Origin of the sequence: Rahnella sp. RFA10(1/100) (assembly GCF_004195115.1) — a bacterium.
Lineage (GTDB): Bacteria > Pseudomonadota > Gammaproteobacteria > Enterobacterales > Enterobacteriaceae > Rahnella > Rahnella perminowiae.
On record NZ_SEWR01000001.1, the window covers coordinates 1,254,812 to 1,274,088 of the forward strand.

The 19,277-nt window shown below is 49.5% G+C and carries 21 protein-coding genes; 11 read left to right on the forward strand and 10 right to left on the reverse strand.

Annotation, left to right across the window (positions count from 1 at the left end):
* A complete protein-coding gene (locus ETV65_RS05700; RefSeq protein ID WP_129951914.1) occupies positions 1-660 on the reverse strand; it encodes a TetR/AcrR family transcriptional regulator in 660 nt (219 codons plus the stop codon).
* Between the two features lie 198 nt (positions 661-858).
* On the opposite strand from ETV65_RS05700, the gene ETV65_RS05705 reads away from it, so the two are divergent.
* The 7 genes from ETV65_RS05705 to ETV65_RS05735 all read left to right on the forward strand — a co-directional run bounded on the left by ETV65_RS05705 (position 859) and on the right by ETV65_RS05735 (position 4,936).
* Positions 859-1,116 (forward strand): hypothetical protein, encoded by a 258-nt coding sequence (locus tag ETV65_RS05705; protein WP_129951916.1) that lies wholly within the window; start codon positions 859-861, stop codon positions 1,114-1,116.
* A 414-nt stretch (positions 1,117-1,530) separates the two neighbouring features.
* A complete protein-coding gene (locus ETV65_RS05710) occupies positions 1,531-1,788 on the forward strand; it encodes a YdgH/BhsA/McbA-like domain containing protein (protein ID WP_129951918.1) in 258 nt (85 codons plus the stop codon).
* Positions 1,789-1,957: 169 nt separating this feature from the next.
* Entirely contained in the window at positions 1,958-2,215 is a 258-nt protein-coding gene (locus ETV65_RS05715; protein WP_129951920.1) for a DUF1471 domain-containing protein, read from the forward strand.
* A gap of 152 nt (positions 2,216-2,367) precedes the next feature.
* Complete coding sequence (locus ETV65_RS05720; protein ID WP_129951921.1) at positions 2,368-2,625, forward strand: DUF1471 domain-containing protein; 258 nt, start codon at positions 2,368-2,370, stop codon at positions 2,623-2,625.
* Positions 2,626-2,868: 243 nt separating this feature from the next.
* Positions 2,869-4,083: an MFS transporter gene (locus ETV65_RS05725; RefSeq protein ID WP_129951923.1), complete on the forward strand. Its 1,215-nt coding sequence runs from the start codon at positions 2,869-2,871 to the stop codon at positions 4,081-4,083.
* 177 nt (positions 4,084-4,260) lie between these two features.
* Positions 4,261-4,614, forward strand: coding sequence for a type II toxin-antitoxin system RelE/ParE family toxin (locus ETV65_RS05730; RefSeq protein WP_129951924.1), 354 nt, complete (start codon positions 4,261-4,263; stop codon positions 4,612-4,614).
* Positions 4,598-4,936, forward strand: coding sequence for an XRE family transcriptional regulator (locus tag ETV65_RS05735; protein ID WP_129951925.1), 339 nt, complete (start codon positions 4,598-4,600; stop codon positions 4,934-4,936). The genes ETV65_RS05730 and ETV65_RS05735 overlap by 17 nt, the downstream gene beginning before the upstream one ends.
* A gap of 68 nt (positions 4,937-5,004) precedes the next feature.
* Here ETV65_RS05735 and ddlA read toward each other — a convergent pair whose 3' ends face one another.
* Together ddlA and ETV65_RS05745 are read right to left on the reverse strand one after the other, a co-directional pair.
* A complete protein-coding gene (ddlA, locus tag ETV65_RS05740) occupies positions 5,005-6,102 on the reverse strand; it encodes a D-alanine--D-alanine ligase (RefSeq protein WP_129951926.1) in 1,098 nt (365 codons plus the stop codon).
* Positions 6,103-6,175: 73 nt separating this feature from the next.
* A complete protein-coding gene (locus ETV65_RS05745) occupies positions 6,176-6,505 on the reverse strand; it encodes a DHCW motif cupin fold protein (RefSeq protein ID WP_129951928.1) in 330 nt (109 codons plus the stop codon).
* A gap of 334 nt (positions 6,506-6,839) precedes the next feature.
* Between ETV65_RS05745 and ETV65_RS05750 the strand changes: the two genes are divergently transcribed.
* A complete protein-coding gene (locus ETV65_RS05750) occupies positions 6,840-8,219 on the forward strand; it encodes an NAD-dependent succinate-semialdehyde dehydrogenase (protein WP_129951929.1) in 1,380 nt (459 codons plus the stop codon).
* Positions 8,220-8,502: 283 nt separating this feature from the next.
* Entirely contained in the window at positions 8,503-9,624 is a 1,122-nt protein-coding gene (locus ETV65_RS05755) for a cupin domain-containing protein (RefSeq protein WP_129951931.1), read from the forward strand.
* Between the two features lie 68 nt (positions 9,625-9,692).
* On the opposite strand, the gene phnE (ETV65_RS05760) is transcribed toward ETV65_RS05755, so the two are convergent.
* From phnE (ETV65_RS05760) to phnC, 4 genes are all read right to left on the reverse strand, one after another.
* Positions 9,693-10,616, reverse strand: a complete 924-nt coding sequence (phnE, locus tag ETV65_RS05760; RefSeq protein ID WP_129951933.1) for a phosphonate ABC transporter, permease protein PhnE — start codon at positions 10,614-10,616, stop codon at positions 9,693-9,695.
* On the reverse strand, positions 10,616-11,479 hold the full coding sequence (phnE, locus tag ETV65_RS05765; RefSeq protein WP_129951935.1) for a phosphonate ABC transporter, permease protein PhnE: 864 nt from the start codon (positions 11,477-11,479) through the stop codon (positions 10,616-10,618). Before phnE (ETV65_RS05765) ends, phnE (ETV65_RS05760) begins: the two co-directional genes overlap by 1 nt.
* Before the next feature lie 63 nt (positions 11,480-11,542).
* Entirely contained in the window at positions 11,543-12,475 is a 933-nt protein-coding gene (phnD, locus tag ETV65_RS05770) for a phosphonate ABC transporter substrate-binding protein (RefSeq protein ID WP_129951937.1), read from the reverse strand.
* Positions 12,476-12,546: 71 nt separating this feature from the next.
* Positions 12,547-13,383: a phosphonate ABC transporter ATP-binding protein gene (phnC, locus tag ETV65_RS05775; protein WP_129951939.1), complete on the reverse strand. Its 837-nt coding sequence runs from the start codon at positions 13,381-13,383 to the stop codon at positions 12,547-12,549.
* 206 nt (positions 13,384-13,589) lie between these two features.
* On the opposite strand from phnC, the gene dld reads away from it, so the two are divergent.
* Positions 13,590-15,281, forward strand: a complete 1,692-nt coding sequence (dld, locus tag ETV65_RS05780) for a D-lactate dehydrogenase (protein WP_129951940.1) — start codon at positions 13,590-13,592, stop codon at positions 15,279-15,281.
* Positions 15,282-15,367: 86 nt separating this feature from the next.
* On the opposite strand, the gene ETV65_RS05785 is transcribed toward dld, so the two are convergent.
* Entirely contained in the window at positions 15,368-15,958 is a 591-nt protein-coding gene (locus ETV65_RS05785) for a Yip1 family protein (protein WP_129951942.1), read from the reverse strand.
* Positions 15,959-16,135: 177 nt separating this feature from the next.
* Positions 16,136-16,753, reverse strand: a complete 618-nt coding sequence (locus ETV65_RS05790) for a hypothetical protein (RefSeq protein WP_129951944.1) — start codon at positions 16,751-16,753, stop codon at positions 16,136-16,138.
* A 369-nt stretch (positions 16,754-17,122) separates the two neighbouring features.
* Between ETV65_RS05790 and ETV65_RS05795 the strand changes: the two genes are divergently transcribed.
* A complete protein-coding gene (locus tag ETV65_RS05795) occupies positions 17,123-17,752 on the forward strand; it encodes an aspartate/glutamate racemase family protein (RefSeq protein WP_129951946.1) in 630 nt (209 codons plus the stop codon).
* Between the two features lie 383 nt (positions 17,753-18,135).
* Here ETV65_RS05795 and pbpG read toward each other — a convergent pair whose 3' ends face one another.
* Positions 18,136-19,074 carry a D-alanyl-D-alanine endopeptidase gene (gene pbpG / locus ETV65_RS05800; RefSeq protein ID WP_165383699.1) on the reverse strand — a complete coding sequence of 313 codons (939 nt, stop codon included), beginning with the start codon at positions 19,072-19,074 and terminating at the stop codon, positions 18,136-18,138.
* Between the last annotated feature and the right edge of the window lie 203 nt (positions 19,075-19,277).

A 19,277-nucleotide genomic window follows, 5' to 3' on the forward strand; every position in this document is an offset into this window, starting at 1 on the left:
TTAATGTTCGGCCTGACTGACTGCCGTCGCTTTGGTCAGTTCCGGCCACAGGTTCATAACCACATCAATCAGGCGGTTCAGTTCATCCGCACTCGCGCCATCACGGGCCTGTACGGAGAAGCCCTGAATGGTGCAGGCCAGGTATTTCGCCAGCAGGGCGCTGTCGCTTGCTGCTGTCAGATCACCACTGTGTTTTTTCTTCTCGAAATATTCAAACAGAGTGCGTTCCTGCGAAAGATGGCGCGCACGCAGCATTTCGGCAATATCCGCCGATGACGAAGACATGCCGGATGATGCGCTGATCATAAAGCAGCCACTTGGCGTGTCACAATCGGTAAACAGTTCGACGATGGCACGCAAATAGCGCCCGACCGTATCCTCAACGGACAAATCTGTTCTGCTCAGTAAACACGAGCTCTTTTCGTAAAAGTTTTTCAGATAATGTTCAACGGCTGCGCGGAAAAGCCCTTCTTTGTTACCAAATTCAGCATACAAAGTTGGCGCTTTTGCACCGGTTGCTTCGACCAAATCGGCTAATGAAGTGGCCTCGTAACCATGGCGCCAGAATAAATTCAGGGCCTTGCTCAGAGCAGTTCCACGATCGAACTGTTTTGGGCGCCCGCGACTTTTCCGGACCAAAGCCGTCTGTTCAGTGCTCATACACCCTCCTTCCATCACCATTGTGATTATGGTTATTAAATTTTTATAGAAATAACTTAACGATCATTATTAAAAATAGTTGCGCACAAGTCCAGCGGAGTTTATTATTTAATTATCGAGCGATAAGAAAATCGCTCAAACCCGCAAAACTGCGCAGCTAAAAACGCTTTTTAAGCATACTATCCAGGACGTAACATCATGAGTAACTTCAAAATCCTTCTTGCAGTTCTGGCATTAACCGCTGTGCCGGTTGCCAATGTTGCCGCACAGCAGGTTATCATGATGCCTTTACAGAGTCAGGAAGTGAGGATGGTCAATGTGACCGGTGACAGTAACTTCTGTAACCCGGGCACCTGTACGAATAAAAAAATCGAACAGGGCCGTATTCCTACTTCTCCTACTCAGCCACCTGCACCCTCGATCCCAAGCCATCGGCCCGCTTCTATTTACTACTAACGAACGCGGTGCCTGACGACAAAGAGTCAGGGCAGGAATAATGATAAGGCGGCTAATGTCGCCTTATCTTTTTATCAGCCGCCCCTGTTTTATCACCCTATCCGGCCAGAACCAACCATTAACTTAGCGATCATTAAAGATTCATTCAGCAAAATTATGCATAAAGGATTTTCCATCCTTCGCATCAATCATTTTAAAAACAATAAATTAACAAAATAAAAACAATGCAGGCATTTAATGTGATATTCGTCACAGCACGATTAGTTAACGATCATTAAAAAAACATCTTGCACAAACTCCCAACACTCCCTATCATTTACTTATCGAACGTTAACTAATAAATAACGTTGACCCAAAACTGAGGTTCCTGAAGAAGGCACCCCAAATAAAAACTGAAGAACAGGAATTAACACCATGAAAAATATCGCTATGACAATCGCTGCACTGACACTGGCTACTGCTTCTTTCTCTACCTTAGCGGCAACTGAAGTTCAGTCTGCACCTGCAGGTGAGCAAACTATCGGTACTGTCAGCGCCTCTTCAAACGGTAACCTGAGTACATTGCAATCCAAACTGAATGCAAAAGCTACTGAAGCTGGTGCAACCTCATACCGTATCATCGGGGCTTCTGGTGAAAACCATCTGTACGGTACTGCTGAGCTGTACAAATAAGTTCTGAAGGTGCTGTTAGCATATTGTTCCGCACAATAAGTTAACGATTAATAAATAAATGAGTTGCACAGAATGTGATCCCGGTCTAACATTTACTTATCAACTGTTAATAAATAACAGTCGGACCGAATAATCACCTGCTGATAAACAGATAAAAAGGAAAACTACCATGAAAAATATCGCCATGACTTTAGCCGCAATCGCACTTGCTACTGCTTCTTTCTCGACTCTGGCTGCGTCTGAAGTTCAGTCTGCACCAGAAGGTCAGCAAGCAATTGGTGTGGTAAGTGCTTCTTCAAGCAATGATTTATCAAGCCTGCAGAATAAACTGAATGCCAAAGCCAATGAAGCGGGTGCAAGCTCATACCGCATCATCGGGGCTTCAGGTGATAACCACCTGTACGGTACTGCTGAACTGTATAAATAAGCATAAAGTACCTGCCATTTTAGGGTAAAACGGCATTTAGTTAACGATTAATAAGCTAGATGTTGTATCGGACAGACGAGAGCTTTGCACATTAAATGAACGTTGATGACAACGCCTGGCAAAGCTTAAAAATACGAAATGAGGAAAATATCATGAAAAACTTAACAATGACCCTTGCAGCTATCGCACTGGCAACCGCTTCATTCTCCACTCTGGCTGCAACAGAAGTTCAGTCAGCGCCGGCAGGTCAGCAACCGATTGGTGTTGTCAGTGCAACATCCGGTAACAGCCTGAGCAGCCTGCAAAACAAACTGAATGCTAAAGCCAGCGAAGCCGGTGCCAGCTCTTACCGTATCATCGGTGCTTCAGGCGATAACCACCTGTACGGCACAGCTGAACTGTATAAATAAGCTGTAATAAGCAATAAAAAGCAGTAAGCAGAAGAGGCGGCGTTTGCCGCCTTTTTCGTGTCTGTGTTACTGAAAATTTCCCGAAAGCCTCCCCGCCTGCCTGACCTTGTGCTACATTTTCCTCTTCTTTTGCCTTCAGGTTCTGCTTCCCAATGTAACGAATTCTCATCACTAACATTTTTTCTTCTCCCGTTGCCTGCGTGCAAGGCGGGGTTTGTGTTATTTCTGATGAGAATCTTTCAAATGAATTCGTTATTGATTGCGCTCGTACGCGCACTTCGCAGCCATTGCTGGCTGCGGTTGCTGGGTTGTGCCTTTATTTTATCCTCTCTGGGCAATGGCCTGACGCAGGTCATGGTATTTGGCCAATTGCTGCGCTGGAATGCCTCCCCCGGCACGCTGACTTTCGCTTATATGCTGGCAACCTTGCCCGGCTTTATTGGAAGTGTTTGGGGCGAACGTTTGTGCAGGAAGATGTCGCCGCTGCGAATTTTGATCCTGACTGAAGTATTTGGCATGGTGGCACTGGTATTTCCACTGTACGGTCTGCTGTCACATCATATTCCCGCACTGCTGGTCATTCAGTCTGCTGAAGCGTTATTCAGCGGGATGAGTTATCCGGCGCTCACCTTGCTATTCAAACGCGGGCTAAGCGCTGAGGAGTTACCGGCGGCGACGGCAATGGAAACGCTGATTTTTTCTGCGCAGGTTTTGCTTGGCACCGGCGCCGGGGTTTTGCTGTTCAATGTTGTTTCGCCGCTGTGCATTTTACTGCTCGATGCGCTGAGTTTTGCCGCATCTGCTATTTTGCTTCTGACCACCCGGAAAAAATTTCGGGTCAGGGACGCTCAAACAATGGCGGCTGATTTTCCTGCACACCTGCCATTGCATTGGAAACATTACTCCCCGCTGCAAAAACAAAGCATCTTGCTGTTACCGGCGCTCGCCGCTGTCGGTTCTCCCGCGATGGCATTATTACCCGCACTCGTGCAGCAAATTCGCCCTGAAGAAACCACCGGTCTGGCACTCCCTTTGCTGTTTGCCCGCAGCCTCGGGCAACTATTCGGCCCGCTGCTGCTCAGTGCTGACAAACTCCGGCAGTTCAGCACCAGTAACAGACGAATATTGTTATGCCTGGTGTTATTTCTGGGGGGATACTTTCTGCTTTCCCCCCTGTCAGCCTGGCCGGCAGTCAGTCTGGCGTTAATTTTTAGTGCTCACCTGGCCTCAAATGTGGTGTTCGCATTAGGCACTTTCGGCGTGCTGCAAAATTTTACGGGCAGACAGGTCGCCACAGCCAGCGCGCTGGCCTGGCGCGGACAAGTTATGGTGGCGGGTTTAGCCACCGGCGCCGCCGGTTTACTGGCAGAAAGTATCGGCGCAACCGGCGCGCTTTATAGCATTTCTCTTGCCAGTCTGACCGGCGTTGTTATCTTACTCTGGCGCTACAGGACGTAATCAGAAAACACAAAAGGCAGGGATTTCCTCCCTGCCTTTTAACACCGTATAAACGCTTTCTTTCGGCACATCTCGCAAGAATTCTCCTTAATTATCTCACCCCCTTTTAGCTGCCGTATAAAGACGTTGGCATAAGGCCCATTTAGGTATAAAATTTTATACACAAGGATAGTGACGGTGATTAAAGATATCGACTGGCGTGGAAGTTCGTTGAAGGACTTACGTGATTTTCCCACAGACGCCAGAAAAAGAGCGGGCTATGAGCTTGAGCAAATTCAGCAAGGGCTTCCCCCAACACAATGGAAGTCAGTCAGCGACTGGGGTACTGGCGTGGTTGAAATCAAACTCGATGTACGCGCCGGTACTTTTAGGGTTGTCTATCTCGCTAAATTCGACGAGGCCATTTACATCCTGCACTGCTTTGCGAAAAAGAATCAGCAAACCAGCCCGAAAGATATTTCCATTATAAAAAGCCGCTATGCCCAAATTGTACGGGAGCGCCACAGGAGAGAAAATGAAAAAGGATATTGATGTCGCATCACGACATATCACGCAAGCTGGCGGAAATGTGTTCGCCGATTTGGGATTCAGCGCTGTCGAAGCCCAGGCTTTACATGCAGATTCACAGAGTAAAATTGCTCATACTCTGGCGCTCAAAGAGCAACTGATGACGGAAATTGGCCTCTGGATCATCCATCAGAATCTGCGGCAGAGTGATGCTGCAAAGGTTTTACAAGTTTCGCGCCCGCGCGTTTCTGACGTCGTAAACAAAAAGACGGATAAATTTACGCTTGATGCCCTGATTCTGATGCTGAGACTGGCCGGAAAACAGGTGAAGCTGGTGGTTGAATAATCAGCAAGGTAAACACAAAAGGCAGGGATTTCCTCCCTGCCTTCTTCGTATTGCCTTAAACCAGCCGGTCAGTTAGCCGAACTTTTCAACTGATTATTCTGCTGATGTTGCTCCATCGCCAGCGCGATCAGGCGCGTGATCAGATCACGGTAACCTAAACCACTGGCGGCCCAGAGTTTCGGATACATACTGATATTGGTGAAGCCCGGCAAGGTATTAATTTCATTGATGACGACTTCACCCTGTTCTGTCAGGAAAACGTCCACACGTGCCATGCCGCGACACTCCAGCACCTGAAATGCCTGCAAGGCGATGGCGCGGATACGATCATGGGTTTCCTGCGGTAAATCAGCCGGAACAGCGATGGACGCGCCAGTTTCGTTGATGTATTTGGTATCGTAGGAATAAAATCCGTCATGCAGGATCACTTCGCCGCACACGCTGGCCTGCGGGTGATCATTACCTAATACAGCGCATTCAATTTCACGACCTTTGATAGCCGACTCCACCAGCACTTTGTGGTCGAAGCTGAATGCTTCATCCAGAGCACGCTGATAGCTCTCTTCATCGCTGACTTTACTGACGCCCACCGATGAGCCCTGATTTGCCGGTTTGATAAACAGCGGCAGGCCGAGTTGTTGCGAAACACTGGCAAAGGTATTTTTCTGACGATTCACTCGCGTGAGGCACACGAAAGGAGCAACGGCCAGACCGGCATCACGCAGCAAACGCTTGGTGACATCTTTATCCATACTGACGGCGGAGCCCAGTACGCCGGAGCCGACGAAGGCTATATTTGCCATACGCAGCAGCCCCTGCAGGGAACCATCTTCCCCCAGCGTTCCATGCACAATCGGGAAGATGACATCCACCTGCGACAATGCGCTGGCGCTGTGGGTTTCGATTAGCTGATTCTCGGTCTGGCCCGGGATCAGCGCAACCTGGTTATTCGAGCGATTCAGGGCAATCAGCGACGGATTTTCAGCATTGATCAGGTAATTACTGGCGTCATTAATGTGCCACTCCCCTTTCTTATCAATACCCAGTAATGTCACATCAAAGCGTTCTTTATCAATCGCATCCACGATATTTTTTGCCGACTGCAGTGACACTTCATGCTCTGCCGATTTACCACCAAAAATAATACCAACCCGTAATTTACTCACCTGCTGCTCCTTGCCGTCTGCCTCAGCAGACGGCGAATGTTTCTATAAACAACCACGCAATAAACCAACACGACTAATCAACAACAAACAGTTTCGCGCCAACCGGTGTAGATGAACGGTGTGCTTCGGCATTGTCCGCTACCTGATAACTCATGCCCGGCGATAAGGTGAACGTACGTCCATCTTCAAGGCGTGTATGAAGCTCCCCTTCAAGGCAGAACAAAACATGGCCTTTACTACACCAGTGATCAGCCACATAGCCTGCTGAATATTCAACGATACGCACACGGATATCGCCAAATTTTTGCGTACGCCACAGCGCCATGCCGGTATCACCAGGATGTTGCGTTGGCGTGACATCACTCCAGTCAGTCGTGCAAAACGGAATCGCATCAAGCTTCATGAATTTCTCAGTGTCGGGAAAGGGAAGGAAAGTCAGCATAAAAGTGAGCGGTAAATTTATCAATCGCTTGCTGAAAACAATTCATTTACTGCCAGTCGCAAAGTTACGTAAAGGCGATTGTTCTTAGAGACAGGCGACAGCAGGCGTATGGCAAGGCCAGTGAGAAAAAAGGACAGAACGCGTCATACCGTTGTGTTGCATGAGATGTCTGTGGGACAGGGGTCACATTTTTTCGACTATGCTTAATGTTCTGTTGAGAACGCAAAAGGCGTACGCACCTCAATTCCAACGTGCCGTTGTTTTCGACGACACGCCACAAAACAAGGAGCAACACATGCCATATCAGACAATAAATCCGTTCAACAATAAGCTCATCAAAGAATATCCAACACATAACGATCAGCAGGTTGAAGAGGCGCTCTCTGCAGCCCATGCTTTATATAAATCTGACTGGGGTCAGGGCGATATTAAGCAACGCGTTAAAGTACTGCATAAATTATCCGAACTGATGGCTTCCCGCGTTGATGAACTGGCGGAAGTGATCAGTGTAGAAATGGGCAAACTTATCGGTCAGAGTCGTGGCGAAGTGCAGATTTGCGCGGATATTGCGAAATTCTATGCCGAAAATGCAGAAGAGTTCCTCAAACCTGTGCCGTATAAATCCGATCTCGGCGAAGCCTGGGTCGAGCATCACCCGATTGGGGTGATCCTGGCCGTCGAGCCGTGGAATTTTCCGTTCTACCAGTTAATGCGCGTACTGGCACCGAATCTGGCCTCCGGTAACAGCGTGGTGGTCAAACACGCCAGCATCGTTCCCCATTGTGCGGAAACCTTTGAGAAACTGGTTACCGAAGCGGGGGCGCCAAAAGGCGCTTATACCAACCTGTTTATTTCTCAGGATCAGGTCAGTGCCATCATTGATGATGACCGCGTTCAGGGTGTCGCGCTGACCGGTTCGGAAAAAGCCGGTGCGATCGTGGCTTCACGGGCGGCCTCTAAGCTGAAGAAATCAACGCTGGAACTCGGCGGTAATGACGTGTTTGCCGTACTCGATGATGCCGATATCGATAAAGCCGCCAAAGCCGGTGCGCAGGCTCGTGTTTCCAACGCCGGGCAGGTATGTACGGCGGCCAAACGTTTCATTATTCATGAAAAAGTTGCCGATGAATTCCTTCAAAAATTCACCGGCCACTTTAAGGCACTGAAGACCGGCGACCCGCTGGATACATCCACCACGCTGGGGCCGCTGTCCTCTGCAGAAGCGGTGAAAACGCTGAGTGAACAAGTGGATAATGCTGTGAAACACGGGGCGAAACTGCACTTTGGCGGAAAAAAAGTGGCAGACAATCCGGGCAACTTCTTTGAACCAACGATTCTGACGCACATTACCCGCGATAATCCGGCCTATTTTGAGGAATTCTTTGGCCCGGTCGCACAGGTGTATGTAGTGAAAAATGATGAGGAACTGGTGAAACTGGCCAACGACTCACATTACGGCCTTGGCGGTTCACTGTTCACCTCCGATTTGTCTCGCGCCCGTAAGCTGGCCAGCCAGATTGAAACCGGTATGGTATACGTCAACTCACCTACAGATACCGCAGCGGAACTGCCGTTCGGCGGCGTGAAACGCTCCGGATTCGGCCGCGAACTCTCCGATCTTGGTATCAAAGAATTTGTGAACCAGAAACTGGTCGTGCTGGCCGCGAAGTCATAAATATTTCAACCAGAGTTCTATACCCAAAATAATTCGGGCTGCAGGACAAAAGCTTCAGCTTTTGAGCAGCGCTTGTGCTGGCCCTAATAGGGCAAGGCTTGCCGGGTAACGCGGCAAGTGAAGGGATCCCGATGAGCTTATTCAGGTAAGTGATTCGGGTCACTGAACGTAGCCAACGCATCTGCGGTTCGAATTATGATGGGTAGCCTTGACCCACAACAAAGCGCGGTAACTTGCACCCTCTCTATAATCAGGCCCGTTTGTCTTCCCACTGGTAAATCACATGGCTTATGAACTCAATCTGAACTGGCCGGAATTTCTCGAAAAATACTGGCAAAAAAAACCTGTTGTTATTAAAAAAGCCTTCCCGAATTTTGTCGATCCGATAAGTCCGGATGAACTTGCTGGCCTGGCGATGGAACCGGAAGTGGACAGCCGCCTGGTGAGCCATAAGAACGGTGAATGGCAGGCAAGCAATGGTCCTTTTGAAGATTTTGACGGTCTGGGTGAAACCGGCTGGTCATTGCTGGCACAGGCCGTAAACCACTGGCATTTGCCTGCGGCTGAACTGGTAAAACCTTTTCGCGTATTGCCGGACTGGCGTTTAGACGATCTGATGATTTCATATTCTGTGCCCGGCGGCGGCGTCGGCCCGCACATCGATCAGTATGACGTCTTTATCATTCAGGGCATGGGCAGCCGTCGGTGGCGTGTGGGTGATGCCTTGCCGATGCGTCAGTTCTGCCCGCATCCGGCGTTACTGCATGTAGATCCGTTCACGCCAATCATTGATGAAGATCTTGAGCCGGGCGATATTCTGTATATCCCGCCGGGCTTTCCGCACGACGGCTTTACCCATGAAACCGCCCTCAACTATTCCGTCGGTTTCCGTGGCCCTAACAGCCGTGATTTCATCAGCAGCTTTGCTGACTACGCGCTGGAAAACGATCTGGGCGGCAGTCATTACAGCGATCCGGATTTAACGCTGCGTGACCACGTCGGTAAAGTGGAAGAGTATGAGCTTGAACGCGTACGCCAGATGATGGTTGAGCTGTTAAACCAGCCGGAAGATTTCAAACAATGGTTTGGCCGTTTTGCCACCACGCCGCGCCATGAACTGGATATCGCGCCGGCCGAACCGCCATACGAATCACATGAAATTGTCGATGCACTGATGCAGGGTGAAAACCTGGTGCGCCTGAGTGGCCTGCGAGTCCTCAACGTCGGCGAACGTTTCTTTGTCAACGGCGAGCCGCTGGAAACGTCCCGGTATGCCGCCGCTGATGCGCTGTGCCGCTATACGCTGATCGGTAAAGCAGAACTGGGGGCTGCCCTGCAGGATCCTGAATTTGTCGCTCTGTTAACAGATCTGGTGAATCAGGGCTACTGGTACTTCGACGCGTAACCTGCCCGGAGTTCAGTCACGATAAAAGGCGGCGTCCCTGAAGACGCCGCCTGTTTAGTGCCCTTAACCTACGGGCGGTAAAGTTCGACCGGCGGCTTCATTTTTCGCTCTTCCGGTGCGAACAAATCAATTTCTTCACCCAGAATGTATTTGGCGCGCAGCATGGCGGAAATTTTGTCCATGATCATCACGATCACTACCAGTATCAGGGTGATAAACATCACCACATCCCAGTTCCACAGACGCATATTTTCCGCATACACCAGACCGATCCCACCCGCGCCGACAAAGCCCAGAACGGCGGCTGAGCGGGTATTAGATTCAATCTGATACAGCGACAACGCAAGGAATGTCGGGAAGGATTGGGTGAAAATCCCGAAGCGGTGTGTTTGTAACGGGGAAGCTCCCAGCGCCCGCAAACCGCGGCTCGGCGAACGATCAACGGCTTCATGCCCTTCGGCATAAAGTTTACCGAGCAAGCCTAAATCCTGCATCACAATCGCCAGCACACCTGCCAGCGGTCCCATGCCGACAGCACGAACGAAAATCAGCCCCCAGATCGCCATATCCAGCCCGCGTAAAACATCCAGAAGACGGCGGATAATCATGGAAACAGGTCTGAGAACCGGCGTAGACATCACATTACGCGCCGCGAGGAATGAAAGCGGTAACGCGAGAAAAGATGCGGTGATAGTGCCGGAAAATACAATCGCCAGTGTGATAGCTATTTGCGAAAAATAATACATAAACGGCCATTCGGAAACGTCATGCCAGACAAACATTCGCAGGAAATAACGCCCGATTTCACGGCTGCCGCGCACCACTTCACTCCAGGGAATGCCGAAGTAACTGAAGAAATAGACATAGTACAGCGTAATAACAACAGCCAGTATCGCAAGGTAACGCAGATAGCGGCGTTGCGCGGCAAACAAATGCCCGTGCTGCTGCTTCATGCTGCTGACGACATGAGGTTCGAGCGCATCAGTTAACATCAGAAAGTGCCCTCCACAACGCGTTTGCGTAATTTACCTGAAAGAAAATCCATCACCGACACAACCAGAATAATCAGCAGTAAGGTCATGCTGACCTGATCATAACGATCAAGTTTGATTGACGTCATCAGCTCCTGCCCGATACCGCCCGCCCCGACCAGCCCGAGGATGGTCGACTGGCGGAAATTAATTTCGAGGCGCATAAAGCTGTAGGATAAAAAGATGGGTTTCACCTGCGGCCACATGGCGAAACGCATACGCTGCAAACGGCCCGCGCCGCATGCTCTGAGACCACGCACCGGTTTGTCCGATGCGGTTTCAATGGATTCGTAGAACAATTTGGTCAGGCTGCCGACGGTATGTAACGTCAGTGCGATAAAGCCAGGAATGGCACCCACCCCAAATGCCATCACACACATCACCGCCCAGGCCAGTTCCGGCATTGTGCGCAGAAAAGCGACAAAGGTACGGATGCTGAATTTCACCCATTTAGGCGAATCTGTATTACCGGCGGCGAGAAAAGCCAACACAATAGCCAGCGCCGTCGACAATATCGTCGAGGACAACGCCAGCTGGATAGTTTCCCAAATCAGCGGCAGCTGAATATTGAGACGGTATCCCCAATACGCCAGTGACCCTTCAGTATGGCCGTCAGCAAACAATAATGACCAGTGTAATACCGGTACAGTCTGTCCAATATAATCAAAGAAGCTGGGTGCGGAGAAAAAAATAGTTTTTAAATTAAGCTCGGAAACATTGCCTGACCACAGATATAACAACAGCATCAACCCTGACCAGATCAGTGCCTCCCGCTTTTGTTTACCGCGTATCTGCTGGTAATAACGATTGAAATCTTTGTTCAAAATAATATTTCCGGTTTGCAGATAATCATTATTCCTCCCCTTCGCAGGGGAGGGAGCTACGGGTTAGCGACTGCCTTTAGTTAACTCACGCTTCATATCAATAATCTGCTGATATTCTGCCAGAGACGTCTCGCCGATATGCTGTTTGCCTCCCACTGCTTTCACGAAACAAGCGTGGTCATCTTTATCCAGTTTCTTAATGGCGGAAACCAGCTTAGCTTTAAATGCCGGTGGCAAATCACTACGCACTAAAATCGGGCCATTTGGGATCAGCGGAGATTCCCAAATAATACGAATTTTCTTCATCAGATCCGGATGGTCCATGCGGATCATTCGGTTGAACGCACCGGAGGTATAACCGGTTTCACGGTCGCCGATCATTGAAGCCCAGGTGACGGCACCTTCAAACTGACCGTTCAGCACACCAAGAATATCCTGCTCATGGCCACCGGAGAAGGTGACACTGGAGAAGAAATTGTTATATTTATTATCCGTGGTACCGCCAAATTCTTTCTTGAATGTCTGGTTCGGGATCAGGTAACCGGAAGTGGAATCCGGGTCAGCGAAACCGAATGATTTGCCTTTCAGGTCAGATAATTTCTGATACGGGCTGTCGGCTTTAACAATAACAACGGAGTGATAACCACGAGATTTGTCGGTATCGTCAATCACGATGCCCACCAGATCCACCGCTTTCGGATTATTAATATAAACCGAAGCAAAAGATGAAGGTGACATGCTTAATACCATGTCGACTTTCTTACCTAACAACCCCTGAATAACACCTGAATAATCGGATGAATTACGCAGTTTGGTATCCACATTTAATTCTTTATCGAAGAAATCTTTTACACACTGATTATCACCGATTTGCTGAGTGGCATTCTGCCCGCCCAAAATACCTAAGTTTAATTCTTTAGGAGCATCTTCTGCCATGCTGTACATCGCGGTAAAAGAACCTGCTACGAAGACTGCCAGACGTAATAACTTCTTCATGAAATAATGACCTTGTGTAGATTGAGTGAAAGTAGAAATAAGCACTGCAAAAAAATAAATAACATTATTATTTAACTGTTTATAGCGTCGTGCTCTTCACCGTATAACTGATGCAAAATATCATCAGTTAACTGATCCGGATGTCCGTCGAAAATAATCTGACCTTTCGCGATGCCGATAACGCGGGTGCAATAATCTTTCACCAGTTCTACCGAATGCAGATTGACCATCACGGCAATATTCTCTTCGCTGACTTTTTTCAGCGCATTCATGATGCGCAGGGTATTTTTCGGATCCAGTGACGCCACCGGTTCATCAGCCAGCAGAATTTTTGGGTTCTGCATCAGCGCACGACAAATCGCTACCCGTTGCATCTGGCCACCGGAAAGGTTTTCGGCACGCTGCAACGCATGCGGCAACATGTGCAACCATTCAAGCAAAGAGATGGCACGGGCACGGTCTTCGTCGTCGAACTGATTAAAAAATGATTTGAACGTTGAGGTGTGACTGAGACGCCCCAGTAACACATTTGTCAGAACATCAAGACGAGGTACCAGACAGAAATCCTGGAAAATCATGCCACAACACGAGCGCCAGCGACGCAACGCTTTGCCGGTCAGCCCTGCCAGTTCCTGGTGTTCGCCATTTTCGTAATGGCATACCACACTGCCTTCTGTGAGCGGGATAGTCCCGTTGAGAACATGCAGCAGAGTGGATTTACCTGCGCCGGAACGGCCAATTACCGCCACGAATTCACCGGCATGGAGATCAAAATTGATGTCATTCAGGACACGCTGACCTGATTTGTAGGATTTCACGAGACCCTTGACGTCCAGAACCTTGTTCAGATGCTGTGGCCCGGTCTGAGGATATTCAGCCTGTGCCAGCTTAAGTTGAGCTTGAGCCATGATGCTGTCTCTCGGTTGCTTTCGTTATCTGGCGTTCATTAAGCGCGAGTTTTATGACACATCAATGACGATTTAATGGACAGCGCATGACAAAAATGCAACAGATTAAGTGAAATTACCTAACCCATATCCCGAATGACATTTAACTTAATAAGTATCATTTAAGCCTATGATTAGATGGCATCACATTAAAAAAGGAAGATGAAATGGATAATCTGTCACTCATCGCCACGCTGAAAGAGATTGCAGGCAGCCGCCACGTGTTGACCGGCGATAGCAATACCGAACGCTATCGTAAAGGGTTCCGCTCCGGTGGCGGCAAAGCGCTGGCGGTGGTTTTTCCGCAAACGCTGCTGCAACAGTGGCAACTGCTCAAGGCCTGTATCGCCGCCGATAAGATTGTCATTATGCAGGCCGCCAATACCGGCCTGACCGAAGGCTCGACGCCCAGCGGCGACGACTATGACCGCGACATTGTTATTTTCAGCACACTGAAACTGGACCAGATCCAGTTACTCGACGGTGGCCATCAGGTGATCGGTTTTCCCGGCAGCACGCTCTACAAACTGGAAAAGATCCTCAAACCCTACAACCGCGAACCGCACTCGGTGATTGGCTCGTCCTGCATTGGCGCGTCGGTGGTCGGCGGGATTTGTAATAATTCCGGCGGATCGCTGGTGAAACGCGGACCGGCATATACCGAAATGGCGTTGTATGCGCAGATCGATGTGCAGGGTGAATTGCAACTGATTAACCATCTGGGAATTAACCTTGGCGAAACGCCGGAAGAAATCCTCACACGTCTCGAAAGAGGCGATTACCGTGAAACCGATATCACGCATGATCAGCGCCTGGCCTCGGATCATGATTATGCTTCTCGTGTCCGCGAAGTGGATGCGGATACGCCATCGCGTTTCAACGCGGATGAACGACGTTTATTTGAAGCATCCGGTTGTGCGGGTAAACTGGCCGTTTTCGCCGTACGGCTGGATACCTTTCCGGCAGAAACACAACAGCAGGTTTTTTACATCGGCACCAATGACACTGCGGTGTTGACAGAATTACGTCGTCAGATCCTGCGTGATTTCGTTAATCTTCCGGTGGCCGGGGAATATATGCATCGGGATATTTTCGATATCACCGAAGTCTACGGTAAAGATACATTTATGATGATCGACAAGCTTGGCACCGACAAAATGCCGGACATGTTTACTGCCAAAGGGAAGTTCGATGCGCACGCCAGTAAGGTTCCATTCCTGCCCAAAAATTTCAGTGACCGTGTGATGCAATGCCTGAGCAAAGCTTTACCTAATCACCTTCCCCCCCGCATGAAACAGTACCGTGACCGGTTTGAACATCACTTACTGCTGAAAATGTCCGGCCCCGGCATTGACGAGGCCCGAACCTTTCTGACACGTTTCTTTACTGAGGGTCAGGGGGATTTCTTTATCTGTTCTGCCGACGAAGGCAAAAAAGCTTTCCTGCACCGCTTCGCCGCCGCTGGTGCCGCCGTGCGCTATCACGCAGTACATGAAAAAGAAGTGGAAGATATTCTGGCGCTGGACATCGCGCTGCGTCGTAACGACCGCGACTGGTTTGAAACACTGCCGGAAGATATCAACAGTCAGCTGGTGGCAAAATTGTATTACGGCCATTTCATGTGCCATGTGTTCCATCAGGATTACATCGTCAAAAAAGGCGCAAACAGCAAGGCGCTGAAACACAAAATGTTAGCGCTGCTCGACGCTAAAGGTGCGGAATATCCCGCTGAACATAACGTCGGCCATTTGTATATTGCGAAACCCCATCTGAAAGAATTCTACCGACAGGCCGACCCGACCAACAGTTTTAACCCGGGGATCGGGAAAACCAGTAAGCTAAAAAACTGGCAGGATTGATACTTTCATCTCTTCCCCTGCGAAGGGGTTAATACCTCCCTCCCCTTCGCAGGGGAGGGAGCAATGCAACCTCATCTCATCAATACTCAGAATAGTTGCGTTCCATAGCCCCACATGATCACCGTCAGAGCCAAAAGTAGTTCTAAAACCAGAACACCCATTGCCAGCGTTGAACTGGAGAACAGAAAACCTTCGCGCCGGTCGATATTGAGAAAGTTAGGGATGCCGAGATATAACAGATATCCGCTGTAACACAGGCCAATGAGTCCGACAAACAGACATAACCAGACCATCGGGTAAAGGGCTACGATCCCGCTGAGGAACATCGGGGTAGCAACATAGCCGGCGAAGACGATACAGCTGTTGAGTGTCGGCCGGCTATCATAACGACGCGCCATTCCATAGATAATCCGTCCCATAAGGGCAACGGCAGCAAGCATCAGAACATAGAAAACGACTGCGATATAAGACGCCGTGAACAGGGAAACCCGCAGCGTCTCGCCGTCACCGAAGTTCCAGCCCAGTTGTGTTGTTCCGATGAAAGAGCAGACTACCGGGATCAGCGCCATTAACAGAACATGGTGTGAATACACATGTGAAACGGTTTCCCGCTCACGCTGGATTTGTTGCAGTTCGGGACCTGGATTGGATATCAGCCCCCAGACATGATTAGCCATGAAACACCCCCTTGTACGCCGAAAGCCGCCAGCAGCGTGCTGTGATAAACCTTCGGCAATGCCGTTCAGACAAGGGCATAAGGAAGGTGGCGGCCTGTCTATATTATAGTCGTTATTGCCAGTTTTGCTGGCACGGCCAATACAGTGTAATGGGTGATTAACCGCATCAGATCGCCTTTAGTGGATATAGCGTGCCGCCGTAAACGTCACGCCAACCAGTACAAGCATCATGCCAATAATCCATCGGGTCTGTGTGATCATGAGTTCATAAAACATTGTCTGCATTGTACTCATTGAAGCTTCAATCTTCACAAAACGTTGATCTATTTTGTCAAAGCGCTCATCCACTCGTTCAAACTGTTTATCCACTCGCTCAAACTGTTTATCCACCTGTTCAAACTGTTTATCTATCCGCACCAGATGGTCGTCAATTCTCAGGAGGTGCCCGTCGATACGGGCGATGCTCTGTTCGGTTTTTCCGACACGCTCACCGATATCGGTCACGACATCGGTGAGCGTGACCATCTGGTATTCCAGTTTTCCGACACGGAGATTCGTTTCTGTAACCACTACGGTCAGCTGGCTGACCTGCTGTTCCACCTTCCCCACACGCAGATTCAGCCCGGCGATTTCCTCACCATTTTTGATTCCCTGTTTTTCAATATTGTTGATCTGGTTTTGCATGAGCTTTTCCATGAATGATTTTCCTTTGTATTCTTCCGGCCACACAGGGGCGCCAGGAAAATAGAGCGTCGGATTGACGGGCGATAGCGTCCGTGTGCTGAGCTGATACATCGTTGTTGTCCCTTACATGAGCGTTCCCTGTTTAGAAATCCTTAATCTGCGTGAAGTGTGCACTGGATAAATAACCACCTCAAATCAATTTCCTTCTCGATAAATACGTCATTACTTATGTATCTATATATGGCTGAGTTGCATTGCCTGGCTGAATAAATACCAATGAAAATAGCCAGTTATGCTTTCCGTTAACAGGCCAAACTTAAAGGGACAACAAGCGGGTGCGGATGACGAAAATCATCACCCGTCCAGAGGGAACCCGGCATTTCCTGCCCGCATTAACGGATGAATATTTACTGGCAAAAACATCTGCGGCGCGGCTAAAAAATCATTAACGTAGAGGCAGACACTCATCAGGAGAAGGGTATGCGCATTACCTGCTTACACACAGCGGACAGCAATATTGCGGTATTTGAAAATACAGCGCGGGCGCTGGGGTTGGATCAGCATCAGTTCCGGCATGTTTCGCGGCCCGATTTACTGGCCGCAGCCGAAAAGGCGGGCGGGCTGACGGCGGAAATTCTTCAGCAGACGGCGGATGTACTGCTGGCATTGAGTGAAAATACCGATCGCGTTTTACTGACCTGTTCAACGCTGGGGCCTGCTGCGACACTTGCCAGTAAAAGCACCATAGTGCCGGTTTTACGTGTCGATCAGGCGCTGGCGGAACAGGCCATGAAAACGGCAGGCAATGTGGTCGCACTGTGCGCGGTCGAAACGACCCTGGAGCCAACGCGGCAGTTATTCGCGCAGGTAGAAAGACATCCGCAGGCACGGCTTAAAACCCGTCTGGTGGCAGGCGCATGGGAAAAGTTTAAACAGGGCGATCTGGCCGGATATTTACAGGCCATCGCGGTGGCGGCAGATGCAGAATATAGGCAAGGCGCGGCCTGCGTGGTGCTGGCTCAGGCTTCAATGACCGGTGCAGCGCAACTGACCCAAACCGGCAAACCACTCACCAGCCCGGAATGTGGTTTACGCGCGGCGCTGATCTGAAAACGGCAGTCAGAAAGCAAAAATACCGCCAGACGCTATACTGATAAGGAATATCATTGGCTTAGCAGGATAGCCGATGACGACTGAAGATTATGTTAAGGAAAAAATATGAAAATTATTCTTTGGATCATCGCCATCATCTTTATCGTCGGCTTACTGACCCTGACAGGGGTGTTTAAACTGATTTTCTGATCATCACATTCCGTTCCTGCAAACCAAAAGTCCGGCACATGACCGGACTTTTTCAGTTTAATTAATAGCCTAAATAATTCGAGTCGCAGAAAGGCGGCAAGTCAGGGAGTCCCGATGAGCTGACATCAAGTCAGTAATTCGGGCGCCTGAGCGCAGCCAACGCATCTGCGGCTTGAAGTATGACGGGTATTTCAATCATCTGCCTCTTCGACCGAAGGCTGGGTTTTTTGCTGCTCTTTCTGCTTACGGTAGTTCCTGGCAATCTGCGGAACAGGCACTGCTTTGCCGGTTTCCATCCAGGTGCGCAGACGGTTAGCATCCGCAAAAGCCGTAAATTTACCGAAGGCATCCATCACGACCAGCGTCACGGGCTTGCCGTTAATGGTGGTACGCATCGCCAGACAATGCCCCGCTTCATCGGTATAACCGGTTTTGGTCAGCTGGATATTCCATGACGGATTCATGATCAGATGGTTAGTATTACGAAACGGCAATGCATACGCCGGATGGCTGAAAACAGCCGTTTTTTCAGCAGTGGTACTCAGCTGACCGATCAGCGGATAGCGCTGGGAAGCCAGCAGCAGTCGCGTTAAATCACGCGCCGTGGAAACATTGCGTGGTGACAAACCTGTCGGTTCAACGTAATGCGTATGGGTCATGCCCAGCGATTTCGCTTTCGCATTCATGGCATTAATGAATGCAGAATAACCCCCGGGATAATGCGCTGCGAGGCTGGCTGCAGCACGGTTTTCCGAGGACATCAGCGCCAGCTGAATCATCTGACGACGGGTAATTTCACTGTTCAGTTTCACGCGGGAGAACACACCGCGCATTTCCGGCGTATTGCTGATATCGATATTGATCACTTCATCAAGTGGCAGATTCGCATCCAGCGTAACCATCGCGGTCATCAGTTTGGTCAGGGAGGCAATCGGCCTCACCTCATCCGGATTTCGGGAATAAATCACTTCGTGGCTTTTCAGATCCACCACCATGGCACTGCCGGAAGCGATTTGAACAATCGGGGCGACGGCCGGTTCATGCTTTGCAGCAATGGCGGCCGGGGCAGACAACATGCCTGTATTTAAGGCTAATAAGCTCAGAACCAAAAGACGGATTTTCACATGCATTGCTCTGTATTTAGAAAGTTGTCATTAAGATATGTCGTAACAGCGGGCGGAATTATAAGTGAGGCGAATAGTCTTAGCACCCGCAATTTTCAATTCTATTTGTCACAAAGTCTGTCACCAGCACCCGCAGACTCTGTAATGGCGAGTAAGTGAACACTTGCGTAAGGTGGCACTGAAAAAAATAAAGGGACACTCAGAAAGCG

Bases quoted from the DNA above. Each gene is read 5' to 3' on its own strand.
- ETV65_RS05720 (WP_129951921.1), top strand. From the start codon at position 2,368: ATGAAAAACTTAACAATGACCCTTGCAGCTATCGCACTGGCAACCGCT.
- ETV65_RS05700 (WP_129951914.1), bottom strand. From the start codon at position 660: ATGAGCACTGAACAGACGGCTTTGGTCCGGAAAAGTCGCGGGCGCCCA.
- ETV65_RS05710 (WP_129951918.1), top strand. From the start codon at position 1,531: ATGAAAAATATCGCTATGACAATCGCTGCACTGACACTGGCTACTGCT.
- dld (WP_129951940.1), top strand. From the start codon at position 13,590: ATGGATAATCTGTCACTCATCGCCACGCTGAAAGAGATTGCAGGCAGC.
- ETV65_RS05745 (WP_129951928.1), bottom strand. From the start codon at position 6,505: ATGAAGCTTGATGCGATTCCGTTTTGCACGACTGACTGGAGTGATGTC.
- ETV65_RS05755 (WP_129951931.1), top strand. From the start codon at position 8,503: ATGGCTTATGAACTCAATCTGAACTGGCCGGAATTTCTCGAAAAATAC.
- ETV65_RS05705 (WP_129951916.1), top strand. From the start codon at position 859: ATGAGTAACTTCAAAATCCTTCTTGCAGTTCTGGCATTAACCGCTGTG.
- phnE (WP_129951933.1), bottom strand. From the start codon at position 10,616: ATGTTAACTGATGCGCTCGAACCTCATGTCGTCAGCAGCATGAAGCAG.
- ETV65_RS05750 (WP_129951929.1), top strand. From the start codon at position 6,840: ATGCCATATCAGACAATAAATCCGTTCAACAATAAGCTCATCAAAGAA.
- ETV65_RS05785 (WP_129951942.1), bottom strand. From the start codon at position 15,958: ATGGCTAATCATGTCTGGGGGCTGATATCCAATCCAGGTCCCGAACTG.
- phnD (WP_129951937.1), bottom strand. From the start codon at position 12,475: ATGAAGAAGTTATTACGTCTGGCAGTCTTCGTAGCAGGTTCTTTTACC.
- pbpG (WP_165383699.1), bottom strand. From the start codon at position 19,074: ATGCATGTGAAAATCCGTCTTTTGGTTCTGAGCTTATTAGCCTTAAAT.
- ETV65_RS05790 (WP_129951944.1), bottom strand. From the start codon at position 16,753: ATGTATCAGCTCAGCACACGGACGCTATCGCCCGTCAATCCGACGCTC.
- ETV65_RS05795 (WP_129951946.1), top strand. From the start codon at position 17,123: ATGCGCATTACCTGCTTACACACAGCGGACAGCAATATTGCGGTATTT.
- ETV65_RS05735 (WP_129951925.1), top strand. From the start codon at position 4,598: ATGAAAAAGGATATTGATGTCGCATCACGACATATCACGCAAGCTGGC.
- ETV65_RS05725 (WP_129951923.1), top strand. From the start codon at position 2,869: ATGAATTCGTTATTGATTGCGCTCGTACGCGCACTTCGCAGCCATTGC.
- phnC (WP_129951939.1), bottom strand. From the start codon at position 13,383: ATGGCTCAAGCTCAACTTAAGCTGGCACAGGCTGAATATCCTCAGACC.
- ETV65_RS05715 (WP_129951920.1), top strand. From the start codon at position 1,958: ATGAAAAATATCGCCATGACTTTAGCCGCAATCGCACTTGCTACTGCT.